This window comes from Kitasatospora sp. NPDC048194 (genome assembly GCF_043202455.1).
In the GTDB taxonomy this organism is placed as follows: Bacteria; Actinomycetota; Actinomycetes; order Streptomycetales; family Streptomycetaceae; genus Kitasatospora.
Map to the genome: position 1 here is coordinate 39,787 of NZ_JBIDAK010000043.1, position 14,261 is coordinate 54,047.

The 14,261-nt window shown below is 75.6% G+C and carries 15 protein-coding genes; 7 read left to right on the plus strand and 8 right to left on the minus strand.

The features are described 5' to 3' along the window. Nucleotides 1–146: 146 nt before the first annotated feature. The 4 genes from ACGF07_RS32515 to ACGF07_RS32530 all read left to right on the plus strand — a co-directional run bounded on the left by ACGF07_RS32515 (nucleotide 147) and on the right by ACGF07_RS32530 (nucleotide 2,412). Nucleotides 147–641, plus strand: coding sequence for a hypothetical protein (locus ACGF07_RS32515; protein ID WP_350748909.1), 495 nt, complete (start codon nucleotides 147–149; stop codon nucleotides 639–641). Between the two features lie 64 nt (nucleotides 642–705). Continuing rightward, nucleotides 706–789, plus strand: a complete 84-nt coding sequence (locus tag ACGF07_RS32520) for a putative leader peptide (RefSeq protein ID WP_350526312.1) — start codon at nucleotides 706–708, stop codon at nucleotides 787–789. A gap of 169 nt (nucleotides 790–958) precedes the next feature. After that, nucleotides 959–2,287 carry an acyl-CoA dehydrogenase family protein gene (locus ACGF07_RS32525; RefSeq protein ID WP_392904721.1) on the plus strand — a complete coding sequence of 443 codons (1,329 nt, stop codon included), beginning with the start codon at nucleotides 959–961 and terminating at the stop codon, nucleotides 2,285–2,287. Then, nucleotides 2,248–2,412 (plus strand): hypothetical protein, encoded by a 165-nt coding sequence (locus ACGF07_RS32530; protein WP_392904724.1) that lies wholly within the window; start codon nucleotides 2,248–2,250, stop codon nucleotides 2,410–2,412. Before ACGF07_RS32525 ends, ACGF07_RS32530 begins: the two co-directional genes overlap by 40 nt. Nucleotides 2,413–2,576: 164 nt before the next feature. Here ACGF07_RS32530 and ACGF07_RS32535 read toward each other — a convergent pair whose 3' ends face one another. Then, a complete protein-coding gene (locus tag ACGF07_RS32535; RefSeq protein ID WP_392904726.1) occupies nucleotides 2,577–3,812 on the minus strand; it encodes a phosphotransferase in 1,236 nt (411 codons plus the stop codon). Nucleotides 3,813–4,280: 468 nt separating this feature from the next. Between ACGF07_RS32535 and ACGF07_RS32540 the strand changes: the two genes are divergently transcribed. Beyond that, nucleotides 4,281–5,762 (plus strand): hypothetical protein, encoded by a 1,482-nt coding sequence (locus ACGF07_RS32540; protein ID WP_392904729.1) that lies wholly within the window; start codon nucleotides 4,281–4,283, stop codon nucleotides 5,760–5,762. A 170-nt stretch (nucleotides 5,763–5,932) separates the two neighbouring features. Here the strand turns inward: ACGF07_RS32540 and ACGF07_RS32545 are convergent, their stop codons facing one another. Beyond that, nucleotides 5,933–6,487: a PAS domain-containing protein gene (locus ACGF07_RS32545; RefSeq protein ID WP_392904732.1), complete on the minus strand. Its 555-nt coding sequence runs from the start codon at nucleotides 6,485–6,487 to the stop codon at nucleotides 5,933–5,935. 288 nt (nucleotides 6,488–6,775) lie between these two features. Between ACGF07_RS32545 and ACGF07_RS32550 the strand changes: the two genes are divergently transcribed. After that, on the plus strand, nucleotides 6,776–8,275 hold the full coding sequence (locus ACGF07_RS32550) for a HEAT repeat domain-containing protein (RefSeq protein ID WP_350749539.1): 1,500 nt from the start codon (nucleotides 6,776–6,778) through the stop codon (nucleotides 8,273–8,275). Nucleotides 8,276–8,511: 236 nt separating this feature from the next. Here the strand turns inward: ACGF07_RS32550 and ACGF07_RS32555 are convergent, their stop codons facing one another. Together ACGF07_RS32555 and ACGF07_RS32560 are read right to left on the minus strand one after the other, a co-directional pair. Beyond that, nucleotides 8,512–9,225, minus strand: a complete 714-nt coding sequence (locus tag ACGF07_RS32555; protein WP_392904735.1) for a class I SAM-dependent methyltransferase — start codon at nucleotides 9,223–9,225, stop codon at nucleotides 8,512–8,514. Nucleotides 9,226–9,301: 76 nt separating this feature from the next. Then, on the minus strand, nucleotides 9,302–9,853 hold the full coding sequence (locus ACGF07_RS32560) for a PadR family transcriptional regulator (protein ID WP_350749356.1): 552 nt from the start codon (nucleotides 9,851–9,853) through the stop codon (nucleotides 9,302–9,304). A 127-nt stretch (nucleotides 9,854–9,980) separates the two neighbouring features. On the opposite strand from ACGF07_RS32560, the gene ACGF07_RS32565 reads away from it, so the two are divergent. Then, complete coding sequence (locus ACGF07_RS32565) at nucleotides 9,981–10,751, plus strand: alpha/beta fold hydrolase (protein WP_392904737.1); 771 nt, start codon at nucleotides 9,981–9,983, stop codon at nucleotides 10,749–10,751. A 178-nt stretch (nucleotides 10,752–10,929) separates the two neighbouring features. Here the strand turns inward: ACGF07_RS32565 and ACGF07_RS32570 are convergent, their stop codons facing one another. The 4 genes from ACGF07_RS32570 to ACGF07_RS32585 all read right to left on the minus strand — a co-directional run bounded on the left by ACGF07_RS32570 (nucleotide 10,930) and on the right by ACGF07_RS32585 (nucleotide 13,872). Further along, a complete protein-coding gene (locus tag ACGF07_RS32570) occupies nucleotides 10,930–11,793 on the minus strand; it encodes a biotin-dependent carboxyltransferase family protein (RefSeq protein WP_392904740.1) in 864 nt (287 codons plus the stop codon). 12 nt (nucleotides 11,794–11,805) lie between these two features. Then, entirely contained in the window at nucleotides 11,806–12,432 is a 627-nt protein-coding gene (pxpB, locus tag ACGF07_RS32575) for a 5-oxoprolinase subunit PxpB (RefSeq protein WP_392904743.1), read from the minus strand. Then, nucleotides 12,429–13,205: a LamB/YcsF family protein gene (locus ACGF07_RS32580; RefSeq protein ID WP_392904746.1), complete on the minus strand. Its 777-nt coding sequence runs from the start codon at nucleotides 13,203–13,205 to the stop codon at nucleotides 12,429–12,431. The genes pxpB and ACGF07_RS32580 overlap by 4 nt, the downstream gene beginning before the upstream one ends. Before the next feature lie 142 nt (nucleotides 13,206–13,347). Next, complete coding sequence (locus ACGF07_RS32585) at nucleotides 13,348–13,872, minus strand: hypothetical protein (protein ID WP_392904748.1); 525 nt, start codon at nucleotides 13,870–13,872, stop codon at nucleotides 13,348–13,350. Nucleotides 13,873–14,261: the final 389 nt, after the last annotated feature.

A 14,261-nucleotide genomic window follows, 5' to 3' on the forward strand; every position in this document is an offset into this window, starting at 1 on the left:
CAGAACGGCTGTCGTGCTGAACCGAACGTAGCCCGGACGGTTGCTCAGAGTCAACATTGGTCTCTGAGCGTCGATCTCCCGCCGGTCCCGGGACGGTGCCCCACCCACCCCGCGAGCGCGGTGTGCCGGGCACGTACGATGTTCCCATGTCTTTTCTCCGCCGTCGCTCCGGACAGCCCGCCGGCCCGGACTTCGACGTGCTCGCGATGGACCCGGGCGACTGGCCCGGCGACTTCGGTGCGGCCATGATGACCGGCCCGGACGGCTCCTGCCAGGGGATCTTCCTGCGCTACGACCTGTTCGGCGGCCGCGGCCCGGCGATGTTCATCGGCAACCTCCCCGAGGGCTCGCCCGCCCGGGAGACCGGCGACGGCGTGCCCTTCGAGGTGCGCCAGCTGCTCGCGGCGCTGGAGAACGACGAGCCGGTCGACTTCGTCTCGGCCGAGGACTTTCCGGTCATGCTCGGGGACGACCTGCTGATCGTGAAGAAGGTCAAGGTCAGCGAGGAGCGCGTGTTCTGCGCCCAGTTCGGCCGCAGCGACGGCGTTCTGGTCACCATCGCGTCCTGGGACCGACCGATTTCGGACGACCTGTACCAGCTGCTGAAGCCGCTTCCGGCCGACATGTTCCAGCAGGGCTGACCGGGCGCCCGCCCGGGGCCCGTCTCCTTGACGGTTTCGATCAACGGTTCGTACAGTCGCGGACATGCCGTGCCGTCTCCCGCTGCTGACCCGTCGCAGGCACCTCGATCTGCGGCGGACCGCCAGCGCGGCGTGTCCGGGCCGCTGAGGGGGATCCACCCCCGTGGCGGTGGGCAGCCGGCCCCGACCGGGCCGGTGCCGAATCCTGGGGGCGGGTCGCGCTTCGACCTCCGGGGCCGCCAGCCGGTTCCGCGCGCCCGTGCGGCGTGCCGCCCGCATTCGCCGAGCCCACGCTGCCGTCCGGAGGCACCAGCATCATGACGACCCCCGCCACCACCGATCGCCCCTCGAACGACCGTTCCCCGATCGAAGGATCGGATTCCGGCCACTCGGCTTCCGGCCGCGCCGCGACGGGCGACGCCGCGTCCGGCCGGTCGAAATCTGGCCACTCGGCGTCGACTTCGGGCCAGTCGGCGCCCGGTCAGTCGGCACCCGGCCGCCCGGACTCCGGCCGCCCGGATCGGGGGCGCCGGGCTCCCGGCCGTCCGAGTTCCGGCCATCCTGATCCCGGCCGCACGAACGCGCCCGAACCGGACCGCAGCGCGATCGAGGCCGCCCTGGCCGGGCTGCCCCGGGTCGTCGACCTGCTGGCCGCACGCGCCGAGGAGCACGACCGCGACGCGACCTTCCCGTACCAGGGCATCGAGGCGGTGCACGAGGCCGGGCTGCTCACCCTCACCGTCTCGCCGCGTTACGGCGGTCCGGGCGGAACGCTCGCCGACACCGTCCGGGTGCTGGCCCAACTCGGGCGCGGCGACGCCTCGGTGGCCGTGGTCACCGCCTTCACCCTGCTCCGGCACGCCGAGCAGGCCCGCAGCGCCGGCTGGCCGACGGCCGGGTACCGGCGACTGCTCAGCGAATCCCGGCGCGGGCCCGCCCTGGTCACCACGCTCCGGGCGGAGCCCGGCGGCGGAACGGCCGGAACGGCCGGAGCGGCCGGAGCCGACGGACTGCCCGCGACGGTGGCCCGACGGGACGGCGACGGCTGGCTGCTGACCGGCCGGAAGACCTACTGCACCGGCGCCGAGGCGCTGGCCTGGATGGCGGTGACCGCGCGGACCGACGAGCCCGAACCGAGGGTCGGCACCTTCCTGGTCCGCGGCGAGAGCGAGGGCCTGGAGATCGACCCGACCTGGGACCAGCTCGGCCTGCGGGCCAGCGCCAGCCACGACGTCGTCCTCGACCGGGTGCGGGTGCCGGCCGAACTCGCGCTCGGCCTCGGCGCCCCCGGATCGCAGGACCACGCGGAGGCCGAACTCGCCCGCGCCTGGCAGGACCTGGCCCTCGCCGCCGTGGCGATCGGCGTGGCGCGGGCCGCCGAATCCTGGCTGGTCCGCTTCCTCAGCCAGCGCACGCCCGCCAATCTGACCGAACCGCTCGGCACCCTGCCCCGCTACCGCTGCGCCCTCGGCGAGATCGAGGCCCAGCTGATCGGGGCCGAGGAACTGGTCGAGGGCCTGGCCCCCCGGGTGGACCGGGGCGAGCCGGACGCGGTGCCCGGACGGGCCCGGCCCAGGTGCTGGCCACCCGGGCCGCCACGGCGGCCGTGCAGCAGGCCGTCGCGCTCACCGGCAACCCGGGGCTGAGCCGGCGTCACCCGCTCGAGCGCTACCTGCGGGACGTGCTCAGCAGCCGGGTGCACCTGGCTGCTGAGGAAGCCGTGCTGGAGGCCGTGGGCCGGGCCGCCCTGGATCGCGGCGCCCGGCCGTGAGGCCCTGCTGAACCTTCGGTGAACCGCCGGGAAGCCGTCGGTCGACCGACGGGGCAACCGCCGGGGCAACCGACGGAGAACCCGTCGGAAGCCCTTCCTGAACCCCGGAGCCCGCGGAGCCGGAAGCCCGGGCGGCCCGAGCCGCCCGGGCGGGACCCCCGGACTCAGCGCGTCCCGACCGCCGCCCGCACGGCCCGGCGGGCCAGTGCCGCGTCGTCGTAGAGCCGGCGGATCATGATCCGCTGCTCCTCGCCGGCGCCCGGTACGTCGTACAGCCGGATCTCCCGCATCAGCACCAGGACCAGGTTGACCAGGAACGCGTCCCGGGCCAGCGTGCCGCCGCTCTGGGCGAGTTGGCTGATCTGCCGGCGGGCGGCGGTGTCGCCGGACAGCACGCTCCACAGCACCGCCAGGTCGTAGCCCGGCAGGTACCAGCCGGCCTGCTCCCAGTCGACCAGCACCGGGCCGGACGGCGCCAGCAGCATGTTGCTGAGCAGGGCGTCGCCGTGGCACAGCTGCAGCGGGGTGTGGCCGAGGCCGTGCAGCAGCCCGCGCAGGTCGCCGGCGTCCCGGTCGGTGAGCTGCCCCACCGAGTGGTAGCGGGCGATCTCCATCTGGTAGTCCAGCCGCGGCTGGAACACCTCGCTCGGCGGCCGCCACAGGTTCAGCGTCCGGACCGCGCCGAGCAGGGCCCGCACCTCCCCCGGGGTGGGCGCGTTGACCGGGTGGCGTTCCCGGGCGGCCGGCCGCCCGGGAACGCGCTCCATGACGAGCACGCAACGGTCGTGGTCCGCCGCGACCAGCCGGGGCAGCCGCACCGGCGGGCGGTGCCGGACGAACGCCCGGTAGACCGCGACCTCGTGGTGGAAGTCGGCCACCAGCTGCTCGAAGTACTCACTCCGCACCGCCTGCGGCGCCAGGCACTTGGCGACCACGGGCGCCCGCCCGATGGTGCCCGCCACCAGGATGTGGCGGCTGCCCTCGCGCAGGACCTGGCGCGGGGTGAACGCCGGACATATCCGCGCGACGCTCGCCAGCGCGGCCCGTACCGCGGGGGTCTGCAGCGCGGACGGGTCGATCCGCTCGGCCCCGGCCGGCTGGCCGGGCCGGCGGGCGCGCAGCACCTGGCCGTCCGCCTGGCGGGCGAGCGGGACGCGGTGGCCGGCCGACGGGCCGACGGACGGCCCGGCCGGCGGGGCGGCGTCGAGGCCGCGCAGTCCCAGCGCCGTACGGCCGGCCGGGACCCGGGCGTCCGTGGACCGGCCCTCGGTGCCGCGCGGAGCCACCGGACGGCTCGTCGGCGGCACCTGCTTGGGGCCGGGACGGCCGGCGGCTGCGGTGGGGGGGCGCAGCGCGGTGCGGGTCGCGGTCGGCGTGGGGGTCGTCGCTGAGGAGTACATGGGCTGGGGGTGGTCCCTTCCGGTCCGTCGGCGGGTGCTCCCCGCGGGGCGGGGGAGGGCCGGTGCCGTGTGCTTCCTGGTGCGACGGCGGCCCTGCTTCGGTCGGTGGGTGGTGCGCGGGCGCCGGGCACGGACGCGGGGTCGGAACCCCTGTTCGGCAGTTCCGGCCGTCCGCACCCTGGGGAATGCGGTCGGCCGGATCGCCGTGGCCGTGCCCGGCGCCCCCGCGCCACCCGGCCGCGCCACCCCCTCGGGTGAGGACCGGGAGCGTCCCGTGCCACGGTCGGGGGACTGCCCCGAACCAGGTGGGACGCCGCCCGACCCGGTGGTCGAGGTGGCGCACTCCTACAACACACCCGTCGGGCACTGGCTTAGTAGTCTGGCGGGCCCTGGCGAACGGTGGCGAATGCTCGCCTGGCACTTGCCGGAGCCTCTAGCCTGAAGCAGCCGAGGAACCTGGGGGCTTCATTGAGCAGGGGACCCAACACCCGACTCGCCGATCTCTTCGTCCTGACCGGATGGTCCAAGGGCGAACTGGCGCGGCTGGTCAACCGCCGGGGTGCCGCGATGGGGCAGCAGCAGCTGTCCACCGACACGTCGAGGGTACGGCGTTGGATCGAGCAGGGGGAGATCCCGCGCGATCCGGTGCCGAGGGTGCTGGCAGCCGTGTTCACGGAGCGGCTCGGCCGTGTCGTCACCACTGAGGACCTCGGTCTGGAACGACACCGGCCCACCAGGTCCGGAGCGGATCCGTCCGCAGCAGTGCCATGGTCGCCGGGTCGAACAGCCGCGGTCCTCACCGAGTTCACGGGAATGGACCTCATGCTGAACCGACGTGGATTGGTGGGCGCGGGAGCGGCGCTCACGGCCGGGGCGGTCATCGCCGACTCGCTGAAGGGCTGGCTGGGCGGGGACGCGGTCGCCTACGCGGCCTCCGTCCCCGGGCCGCGCCAGGTGGTCACCGGGGGCGGCGTGCGTCCGGTGGTGGACGTGTACGACGCGGGCCCGGTCGGGCTCGACGAGGTGGAGTCGCTGGAGCGCTCGGTGCAGGTCTTCCGGGCCTGGGACGCGGCGCGTGGCGGCGGGCTCCAGCGCAAGGCGGTGGTCGGCCAACTCAACGAGGTCGGCGGCCTGTTGACGCACCGCCACAGCCCGGCGGTGGAGCGGCGGTTGTGGCTGGTCGCGGCCAACCTCGCGGTGCTCGCGGGGTGGATGTCGCACGACGTCGGGCTGGAGCCCACCGCCCAGCGGTACTTCATGATCGCGGCCGAGGCGGCCAAGGAGGCCGGTGACCGGCCGCGGGCCGGCGAGGCGATCTCCCGGGCCGCGCGGCAGATGGTGCACCTGGGGCGGGCCGACGACGCGATCGACCTGATGTCGGCGGCGAAGGCCTCGGCCGGCCGGCTGCTCCCCAGAACGCGCGCGATGTTCAACACCGTCGAGGCCTGGGCGCACGCGTCGATCGGCCACTCCCAGGACACCTACCGGCTCCTCGGCGAGGCGGAGGAACTGTTCGCGGACGACGCGCCGGAGCCGCCGCCGAACTGGATGCAGGTCTTCGACGAGGCGGAGTTGCGCGGCATGCAGGCCCTGGTGCTGCGCACGCTGTCCGAGCACGATCCGTCGGCCGCCGCCCAGGCCCGGCGGCACGCGGAGCGGGTGATCGCCCTGCGGGAGGGCACCGGGCAGCTGCGGTCGGCGCTGTTCGACCGGATCACCCTGGCCTCGGTGCACTGGATCACCGGGGAGCCGGACGAGGCGGAGTTCCAGGCCAAGATGGTGATGAACCTGATCGGTCAGAACTCCTCGCACCGGACGTGGGACCGGCTGCGGGAGATGTACCGGCTGACCGCGCGGTACCGGGGGCTGCCGGTGGTGGACGAGCTGCGGGCGGAGCTCGGGCGGGAGCTGCGGGCGGCGGACACCAAGAACCGGCCGAGGCTGTCGTGAGGCGCGCGGGGTCGGCGTCGGGGTCGTCCTGAGGCGCGCAGGGCGGGCGCCGGGAACGTGGTTGCGGGTGCGTGAGGTGCGCGGGGCCGACTCCGAGAACGGCGTTGCGGGTGTCGCGAGGCGCACGGCCGTGCGGGCTGACCGGGGGAGGGGTCCCCGCCCGCGGTGGCTCAGACCGGCGGGGCCGGCCGGAGCAGCATGCGCAGGGCGGTGACGGTGCCGTCCGCGCCGAGCACGGGTTCGCCCGCGCACTCGACGCTGTCGTGCCGCCCGTCGGCCCGGCGGATCCGCAGCGTGCCGGCGGCCGGACGGCCGTGCACCAGGGCGTCGGTCATCATCCGGCGCAGCAGTGGCCGGTCCGCCTCGGGGAGGCGGTCGGGCAGTCGGTCGAGGCTGAGCGGGCCGTGTGCCGGGTCGCAGCCGAGGAGGAGGTAGGTCTCGGCGTTCCAGTGGACGCCGTCGGTGAGCAGGTCCCACTCGGCCGAGCCGAGGCCGTGGTCGCCGTCGCGGCCGTCGCTCCCGTGGCTTCCGCTGTCGAGGGAGGAGCCGGACGGCTCCCGCGCCGTGCCGTCCACTCTGCCCTCCGTTCCGCTGTCGCCGCCGGCGTCCGCCTCGTCGTGGGCGCGGCCGCGGCTGCCCGGCGAACCGGGGCCGTCCGCGCCCGCCGGGGCGCCGTCCACCGTGGCGGTGTCCGACGCGCGGGCGACGCCCAAGGGCATGTTCATGACCGGCCCCTCGTTCGGTGTGGCCCGCCGGATGCGGGTCGCTCGGGTGGTGACACGACTGTCGCACAGCGTCCTCGGGCCCGGGGGCGATTTGGACATAACGCAGGCAAAATTCCCCTGGCATATGCCACTGTGGCAGCCGCCTTCGTCGCCCTGTGTGCGGATGATGGCGCGAGGCGGTAACCTTCGGTGATTCCGGCGCCCGGGCGCCCACCGCAGTACCGACCAGAGACTCCCGGCGACGGAAATCCCGTTGCCACTACGACCGCCGCAACGGATGCTGACCTCATGTTCGAGCCAGTGATAGCACCCAGTGCCAGCCTCCTCGGCCTCCTGCAGCGAGGCCGCGGTGACGGGCAGCTCCATGCGCTGGCCGCCGACCGTGCCGAGGCCATCGCCGCGCTGGAGGAGTGCGTCACCAGGGATCCGCGGGCCGACTGGCAGGTCGAGAGCCGCTCCCTCTACTACGCCCGCCTCTACATGGAGCTGGAGGCTCCCCTCGACGGGATCGAGGACCACCTGCACTCCGCCGAGGACCTCGTCAGCGACGATGAGGGCCGCACCGGTCTCGCCCTGTCCGTCCTCGGCCACCTCGCCGCCTACGGCCGGCGCGACGCGCTGCTGATGCTGCGCGAGTACGCCGCCACGGGTGCCAACTGGGCCTGGGCCCTGGACGAGCTCGCCCTGCGCGACGACGACCGGGGCCTGCTGCTGCTCGGCACCGCCGTCCTGGACCGCTTCCCGCCGGGCCCCGAGGGCGACGCCGAACTGCGTGAGTTCATCCGCAACGCGTACGAGCCCCGGCCCTGGCGGCTGTGGGCCGCCTACCACCCGAGAGTCGCCGCGGCGAGCGAGCAGTCGCCCTTCGACCTGTGGCAGCGGCAGCTGAACCGCAGCGGGGTGACCCCGGGCTGGTCCACCGCCGACGTGCTGGCCTGGGCCGACCAGGGCGAGCTGGGCGCCCTCGGTGCCGGCGCCTTCCTGACCCGCCCGGAGCCCGCGCGGACCGAGGACGACCCGTCCGCGCCCGATGCGGTGGACCGCCGCGCCGCCGCGGCCGCCCGCTGCCTGACCGCCGTGGTCCGGCCCGAGGACCGTCCCGTCCTGCTGGAGGCGGCCGCCGACGGCCTGCCCGGCGCCCGGCGGGCCGCCCTGCGCTACCTGGTCGACCAGCGGGACCCGGCCGCCCTCGAGCTGATCGAGGCTGCCGCAGCTGACGTGGACGAGCGGATCGTACGGGCTGCGTTGGAGCTGTTCGGCCGGATGCGCGGCCCCGAGGTGCTGGCGCAGGCCCGCCGCTGGGCCGACCCGGCCAGCGGGGGCGCCGACAGCGCTCTCGGCGAGGCCGCCGTCCGACTGCTCGCCGATGCCGGGGAGCCGGCCGACGCCCCGCTGGTGGTCGCCGGGCTGCGCCGCTGGATGTCCGTGCACGGGGTCGGCGGCGCCGGGCTCGGCTCGCTGGTCGACGGTGCGGGGCGGCTGGCCGCCGCCGACGCCGTGCCCGTCCTGCGCCACATCTACGGCGAGGCCGCCTCCTCCGAACTGCGCGGTCGCGCCGCCCGGGCGCTCGCCGCCACCGACGTGCACTTCCCCGAGGGCCCCGCCGTCGAGTGCCTGTGGGACTGCGAGGAGTCCACGCGCGAGCTCGCCGCGCGCCATGTCGCCACCACGGGCGACGCGCGCGTGCTGGAGCGGCTGCGAAGGCTCGCCGCCGACCCGGCCGAGGAGGCCGAGGTCCACGCCGCCGTCCGCGGCCGACTGACCGCCGCCCGGGAGTTCGGCCGTTAGGTCCTCGACGTCCAGCGGGCCGGGGCACCCCTCGGGGTGTCCCGGCCCACTGCTGTCGCGGCTGACCCCCGGGGTGCGGGTGCTCTCGGGCGCCCCGGTGGAACGGCGTTCTACCGGGCGGGCCCCGCCTTGTCATGCCGCCCGGGCGGGAAGCGCCCGGCACCGGCCCGCCACCGGCGCCGCGCGATGCCCCGGGCGGCCCTGAGCGGTCGTACGCCTTTCCGCCCTGCCGCCGCTCAGCCGAGCGGCCGGGCCCGGACCCAGGTGCGGTCCTCCGTCAGGTACGTCTCGACCCGCAGACCGGCGTCCGCCAGCGCCTGTTCGAAGGCCACTCTGGTGAGCGGGCGGGAGAGGAAGGTCTGGGTCCAGGTGCCGTTCGGGAACTCGTACTGCGCGTGGACGGAGTTCACGCCGTCACCGACCGGTGTCGCGGAGAGGATCCGGACGACCCCGTCCGTCCCGATCGGGCTCTCCCGCGGCACGTTCCGGTGCCAGTCCTCGCCCTCGCGCTGCACCAGCACGCAGCCGTCCTCGGCGACGTGGCGGCGGCAGGTCTCCAGCAGGCCCTGGCGCACCGCCGCGTCGCCGGCGTGCACCAGGAAGGAGGCGAGCAGGACGACGTCGAAGCGCTCGCCCAGGTCCAGCCGCTCGATCGGGCTGCGGACGGTGCGGACGCCGGGCCGCACCCGGGCCAGCATCTCGGCGGACTCGTCCACGGCCGTCACGGCGAAGCCCCGGTCGACCAGCGGGTGGGTCATCCGGCCGACGCCGCAACCCAGTTCGAGCAGGCTCGCGCCGGGCGGCACGGCGGCGGCGATCACGTCCGGTGCGTCGCCCGCCGGCAGGCGGGACCACACCTCGACGGCGCAGCCGTCGGGGGTGATCGCACCCGCGCCCGTGCCGTCGTAGCCCTGCCGCCGTGCGTCGTTCGCGCGTGTGTCGTCGCCCATGGAGGCCATCGGAACACGGGAGGGGCGGGGTGGGAAGGGAAGGGGGAGGGTGGTTCGGCGGCTTTCGGCCGGTCCGTCAGTTTGCGGCCCCGTCCTGCGGCGCCGCGTCCGCCAGCTCGGCAAGGGTGGCGCGCAGCCAGGAGAGTTCGGCCTCGGTCGTGGCCCGGGCGGTCAGCAGCAGGCCGCGCCGGAACGGATCGGTGAACTCCTCGGCGCTGCGCGGACGGTCGCCCTCGTAGTAGAAGCTGGCCGGCTCGGACAGGAAGGCCAGCCGGCGGCGGAGCACGGCGGCCTGGGCGGCCGGGTCGTCGAGGTGGCGCAGGAAGGAGAGCACGGTGGTCCAGCGGTTGCCGTCGCTGATGTCCAGCGGCTCCGGATCGCGCAGGGCGCCGAGCAGCGCGGCGCGGCCGGCCTCGGTCAGGTGCAGGGTGTGCCGGGGCGCGGCGGCGCTGCCGGGCTCGGTCTCGCGGACGAGCAGGCCGTCGGCCTCCAGGCGCTTGATCGCCGGGTAGAGGGAGCCGTCGCTGATCGGGCGGATGTGGCCGGCGAGCCCCGCGAGGTGGCGGCGCAGCTCGTAGCCGTGCAGCGGCCGGTCGTACAGGAACCCGAGGATCGCGAGCTTCAGCATGGGGCCACTCTCTCAGACGGTCGGTCGACGAGCGGGTGCAGCGAGGTACATCGCCTTCGCCATACCTCGATATCGAGGTATCCTTCCGGTGATTCGCCCGGACCACTCGAACCAGGAGCGTGCGCGCGTGCGCGAAGCCACCGTCACCCCCAGCGGCGACCGGATCCGCTGGGTCGAACTGCCCGGCGCCGAACCCGCCCGGCTCTACCTGCACGGGCTGGGCGCCAGCTCACCGGTCTACTTCGCCGCGGCCGCCGCCCACCCGCTGCTCGCCGGCCGCCGCTCGCTCCTGCTCGACCTGCTCGGCTTCGGCATCAGCGACCGGCCCACCGACTTCGGCTACACCCTGGAGGCCCACGCCGACGCCGTCGCCGCGGCGGTCCGGGCAGCCGGGCCGGACCGGGTCGAGGTGGTCGGCCACAGCATGGGCGGCGCGGTCGCGATCGTCCTGGCACACCGGCACCCCGCACTGGTGTCGCGACTGCTCCTGGTGGACGCCAACCTGGACGCGATCGCACTGGGCCGCCGAAGGGTCGGCAGCAGCGGGATCGCGAGCTACACCGAAACGGAGTTCCTCGGTGGCGGGCTGGCGGAGGCCGCCGAGCGGGTCGGCCCGTTCTGGTGGTCCACGATGCGGCTGGCCGGCCCGGTGGCCCTGTACCGCAGCGCCCTGCACCTCGCCCGCGGGAGCGAGCCGGTGATGCGCGAACTGCTGCTCCGGCTCGACCTTCCGCGCACCTTCCTCCACCCGGCGGCGGACGGGCCACCGCAGGGCGTCGACGCGCTGCGCGCCGCGGGCGTGCGGGTGGTGGCCGTACCCGACTGCGGACACAACGTCATGCTGGACAATCCCGAGGGCTTCGCCTCGGCCGCCGCGGAAGCCCTGAACCCCGACTGACCACGCCCGGACCGGACGCGGCGGTCATCGGCCCCCGAACCGCTCGCCGGACACCCCGGCTTCGAGCTAGCTCGTGGACGGTGGTGGAGCCGGACCGCGAGACGGCGGCGCGGCCCGGACGCCGGGCCGGGTGCGGCAGAAGCCGGCCCCCGGCCCCTGCCCGCCCCCGGCCCCGGGCTCAGCGCTCCCGCAGCACCGTGAACCGCACCGGCGTCCCCGGTCTAGCCTGGGCGGCCGCCGCCAGGTCGGCCTCCGGCACGACGCCGATCACCGGGTAGCCGCCGGTGGTCGGATGGTCGGCCAGGAACACCACCGGCTGCCCGTCCGGCGGGATCTGCACGGCGCCCAGCACCATCCCCTCGCTGGGCAGTTCGCCCTCCCGAGCGCGCTCGACGGCCGGCCCCTCGGTGCGCAGCCCGATCCGGTTGCTGGCCGGGGAGACCCGGTAGCCGTCCCGGGCCAGCCGCCCCGCCGCCTCGGGCGCGAACCAGTCCGCGCGCGGCCCGAGGCGCAGCCGCAGCACCAGTTCGGCCGGGGGAGCGGGCAGCGGCACCAGCTCGGCCCGGTCCCGGTAGGGCGGTGGCGCGCCGACCGGGAGCCGGTCGCCCGCGGCCAGCGGTGCGGGCCCGAGGCCGGAGAGCAGGTCGGCCGAGCGGCTGCCCAGCACCGGCGGGACGGCGATCCCGCCCGCCACCGCCAGGTACGTGCGCACCCCGGCGGTCGCCGCGCCCACCTCGACCACCGCCCCGGCCGGCACCGCGACCGGCGCGCCCCAGGCGGCGGCCCGCCCGTCCACCCTGACCGGTGCGGGCGCGCCCGTGACGGCGACCACCACCGGCCCGAGGGCGCGCAGCGCGACCCCGCCCAGGGTGGTCTCCAGCCCGGCGGCCTCCGGTCCGTTGCCGACCAGCCGGTTCGCCGCCCGCAGCGCGGGCTCGTCCAGTGCGCCGGCCCGGGGCACCCCGAGGTGCGCGACGCCGCGTCGCCCGAGGTCCTGGACGGTGGTCAGCGGTCCCGGCCGTACCACCTGCAGCTCGCTCAACTCCGCCCGTCCCTAAGCACGTTCCGTCGTGAACCGGACCCGGACCCCGGGCGCCAGCAGCGCGGCGGGCTCGCGGCCCGGGTCCCAGAGCGCCAGTGGGGTGCGTCCGATCAGCTGCCAGCCGCCGGGCGAGGCGCTCGGGTAGACGCCGGTGTACGGGCCCGCGAGGGCCACCGAGCCGGCCGGGACGGAACTGCGCGGGGTGTCCCGGCGCGGCACCGCGTACCTGGCGGGCAGTCCGGTGAGGTAGCCGAAGCCGGGGGCGAAGCCGCAGAAGGCGACCACGTACTCCGGTTCGGTGTGGATCCGTACCGCCGCTTCCTCGGAGACTCCCCAGCGGGCGGCGACCTCGGCCAGGTCGGCGCCGTCGTACACGGTCGGCACCTCCACCAGCGGCCCGTTCGCCGCCGTGGCCGCCCGCGGCCGGGCGGTGCGCAGCAGCGCCGCCACCGCCGGGACGTCCGCGACGCCGTCGAGCAGCACGGTGCGTGCGGCGGGCACCACCTCCGCGACCTCACCGAGCTCGCCGGCCGCCTGCCGCTCGCGCAGCCACCCGTACAGTGCGGCGACCTCGGCCGTCCCCGGGAGTTCGACGAGCAGGGCCCGGTCGCCGACCCGCCGGATCACCGGGAGCGTCATGTGAAGGCCTCGACCCGTACTCCGGCGGAGGCGAGGGCGCCGCGGATCCGCCAGGCGAGTTGGGCGGCACCGGGGGTGTCGCCGTGGACGCACAGCGAGCGGGCCTCGACGCCGATCCGCTCGCCGCCGACGGCCTCGACGGTGCCGTCCCGGGCGATGCCGACGGCGCGGGTGATCACCGACTCGGGGTCGTCCACGACGGCGTCGGGCTCGCGGCGCGGGACGAGGGTGCCGGCCCAGGTGTAGGCGCGGTCGGCGAAGGCCTCGGTGACCACCGGCAGGCCGACGCCCTCGGCGACGTCCAGCAGCCGGGAGCCGGGCAGTCCGAGGACGGGCAGCGGCCCGTCGCAGACGGCGCCGGCCCGCAGCACCCCGGCCACCACGGCCTCGGCCTGCTCGGAGTCGGCGACCACCCGGTTGTAGAGGGCGCCGTGCGGCTTGACGTAGGAGACCCGGGAGCCGGCGGCGCGGGCGAAGACCTGGAGGGCGCCGATCTGGTAGGCGATCTCGTCGGCGAGCTCGTCCGGCGGGACGTCCATCGCACGGCGGCCGAAGCCGGCCAGGTCGCGGTAGGAGACCTGGGCGCCGATCCGGACGCCGCGCTCGGCGGCGAGCGCGCAGACCCGGCGCATCGTGGACGGGTCGCCGGCGTGGAAGCCGCACGCGACGTTGGCGCTGGTCACCACGGACAGCAGGGCCTCGTCGTCGGTCAGGCTCCAGCGCCCGAACCCCTCTCCGAGGTCCGCATTCAGATCGATCACCGCATCGGCCACGCCCGTCCGCCTCCCAGCAGCTGTTGAGCCAGATGGTAGGGCCTGCGGAGGACGCCCGTTGTCCGTGACCCGGGCCCCCGGAGGGCCCACCGGCGCGCGACCGCCGCCCACGCGCCCCGGAACGACGCCGAGGTCACTCGACTCAGTCGGCGGCCAGGCGCTGCTGGAAGGAACGTTCCATCGGACGCAGCGCCCGCAGCACGATCAGCAGCGGGATGACGCCGAAGACTCCGAACGACATGTCGACGAACCGCCACACCACCGGGATCCCCCGCAGCGGTCCGCAGACCAGCGCCAGCGGGATCACGGCGCCGCAGGCGAGCACTGCCCAGCGGATCACCCAGATGTTGCGGACCGGATCCTTGAGCGGACCCCAGAAGGCGGCGGCGATCACCAGGTGGGCGAAGGCCAGCCAGTCGGTGCCGTACGCCAGGAACGGGTAGCGCTCGTCGGTCTCGGCGACGCCCCGGTGGACCCTTTCGAACCAGGCGAGCGCGGCCGGGAAGTGGTCGGCCAGCGGGGCGGCCGGGCCGGAGGCGACGTCGACCAGCCAGCCGGTCTCGGTCTCCAGCGGGAAGGCGGTGAGGCCGCTCAGCACCAGGCAGACCAGGAAGAACCGGAGCCACCGCCGGACCCGCCGCAGGATGACCGCGGGGTCGTCGTCCATCTCGCACACCTCCGAGGCGGGCACGCCGCACGGAAGCCGGGCGAGGCGTGCCGAAGGGGCAGGCGGGCCTTGTCCCGTCTGCGCGGAACCGACTCTAGACCCCTTATTTGAACGTGTTCAACTCGCCTCTCGACCGGCCTCGGCACACCGCCGCCCGGCCCGCGACGCGCCGTTGCCGGGCATCGGCCCGCCGCTGCCCGGCCCGGCCCACCGCCGCCCGGGCGCCGGCGGGCATCCAGGTGGCCGTGCGCCGGCGGGCACCCGGGCCGCGGTGCGGCGCCGGGTCGGTGGGTGCCGGCTAGACGAGTAGTTCCGAAGTCGGTCAGTGGTCGTAGGCGATCAGTGAGCGGGTCGCGGGCTGGTCTGTGGTCCGGTTGTGCCAGATCGCG

Excerpts from the sequence above, each read along its gene's own strand:
- ACGF07_RS32515 (WP_350748909.1), top strand. The coding sequence starts at position 147 with ATGTCTTTTCTCCGCCGTCGCTCCGGACAGCCCGCCGGCCCGGACTTC.
- ACGF07_RS32520 (WP_350526312.1), top strand. The coding sequence starts at position 706 with ATGCCGTGCCGTCTCCCGCTGCTGACCCGTCGCAGGCACCTCGATCTG.
- ACGF07_RS32525 (WP_392904721.1), top strand. The coding sequence starts at position 959 with ATGACGACCCCCGCCACCACCGATCGCCCCTCGAACGACCGTTCCCCG.
- ACGF07_RS32535 (WP_392904726.1), bottom strand. The coding sequence starts at position 3,812 with ATGTACTCCTCAGCGACGACCCCCACGCCGACCGCGACCCGCACCGCG.
- ACGF07_RS32545 (WP_392904732.1), bottom strand. The coding sequence starts at position 6,487 with ATGAACATGCCCTTGGGCGTCGCCCGCGCGTCGGACACCGCCACGGTG.
- ACGF07_RS32550 (WP_350749539.1), top strand. The coding sequence starts at position 6,776 with ATGTTCGAGCCAGTGATAGCACCCAGTGCCAGCCTCCTCGGCCTCCTG.
- ACGF07_RS32555 (WP_392904735.1), bottom strand. The coding sequence starts at position 9,225 with ATGGGCGACGACACACGCGCGAACGACGCACGGCGGCAGGGCTACGAC.
- ACGF07_RS32560 (WP_350749356.1), bottom strand. The coding sequence starts at position 9,853 with ATGCTGAAGCTCGCGATCCTCGGGTTCCTGTACGACCGGCCGCTGCAC.
- pxpB (WP_392904743.1), bottom strand. The coding sequence starts at position 12,432 with ATGACGCTCCCGGTGATCCGGCGGGTCGGCGACCGGGCCCTGCTCGTC.
- ACGF07_RS32585 (WP_392904748.1), bottom strand. The coding sequence starts at position 13,872 with ATGGACGACGACCCCGCGGTCATCCTGCGGCGGGTCCGGCGGTGGCTC.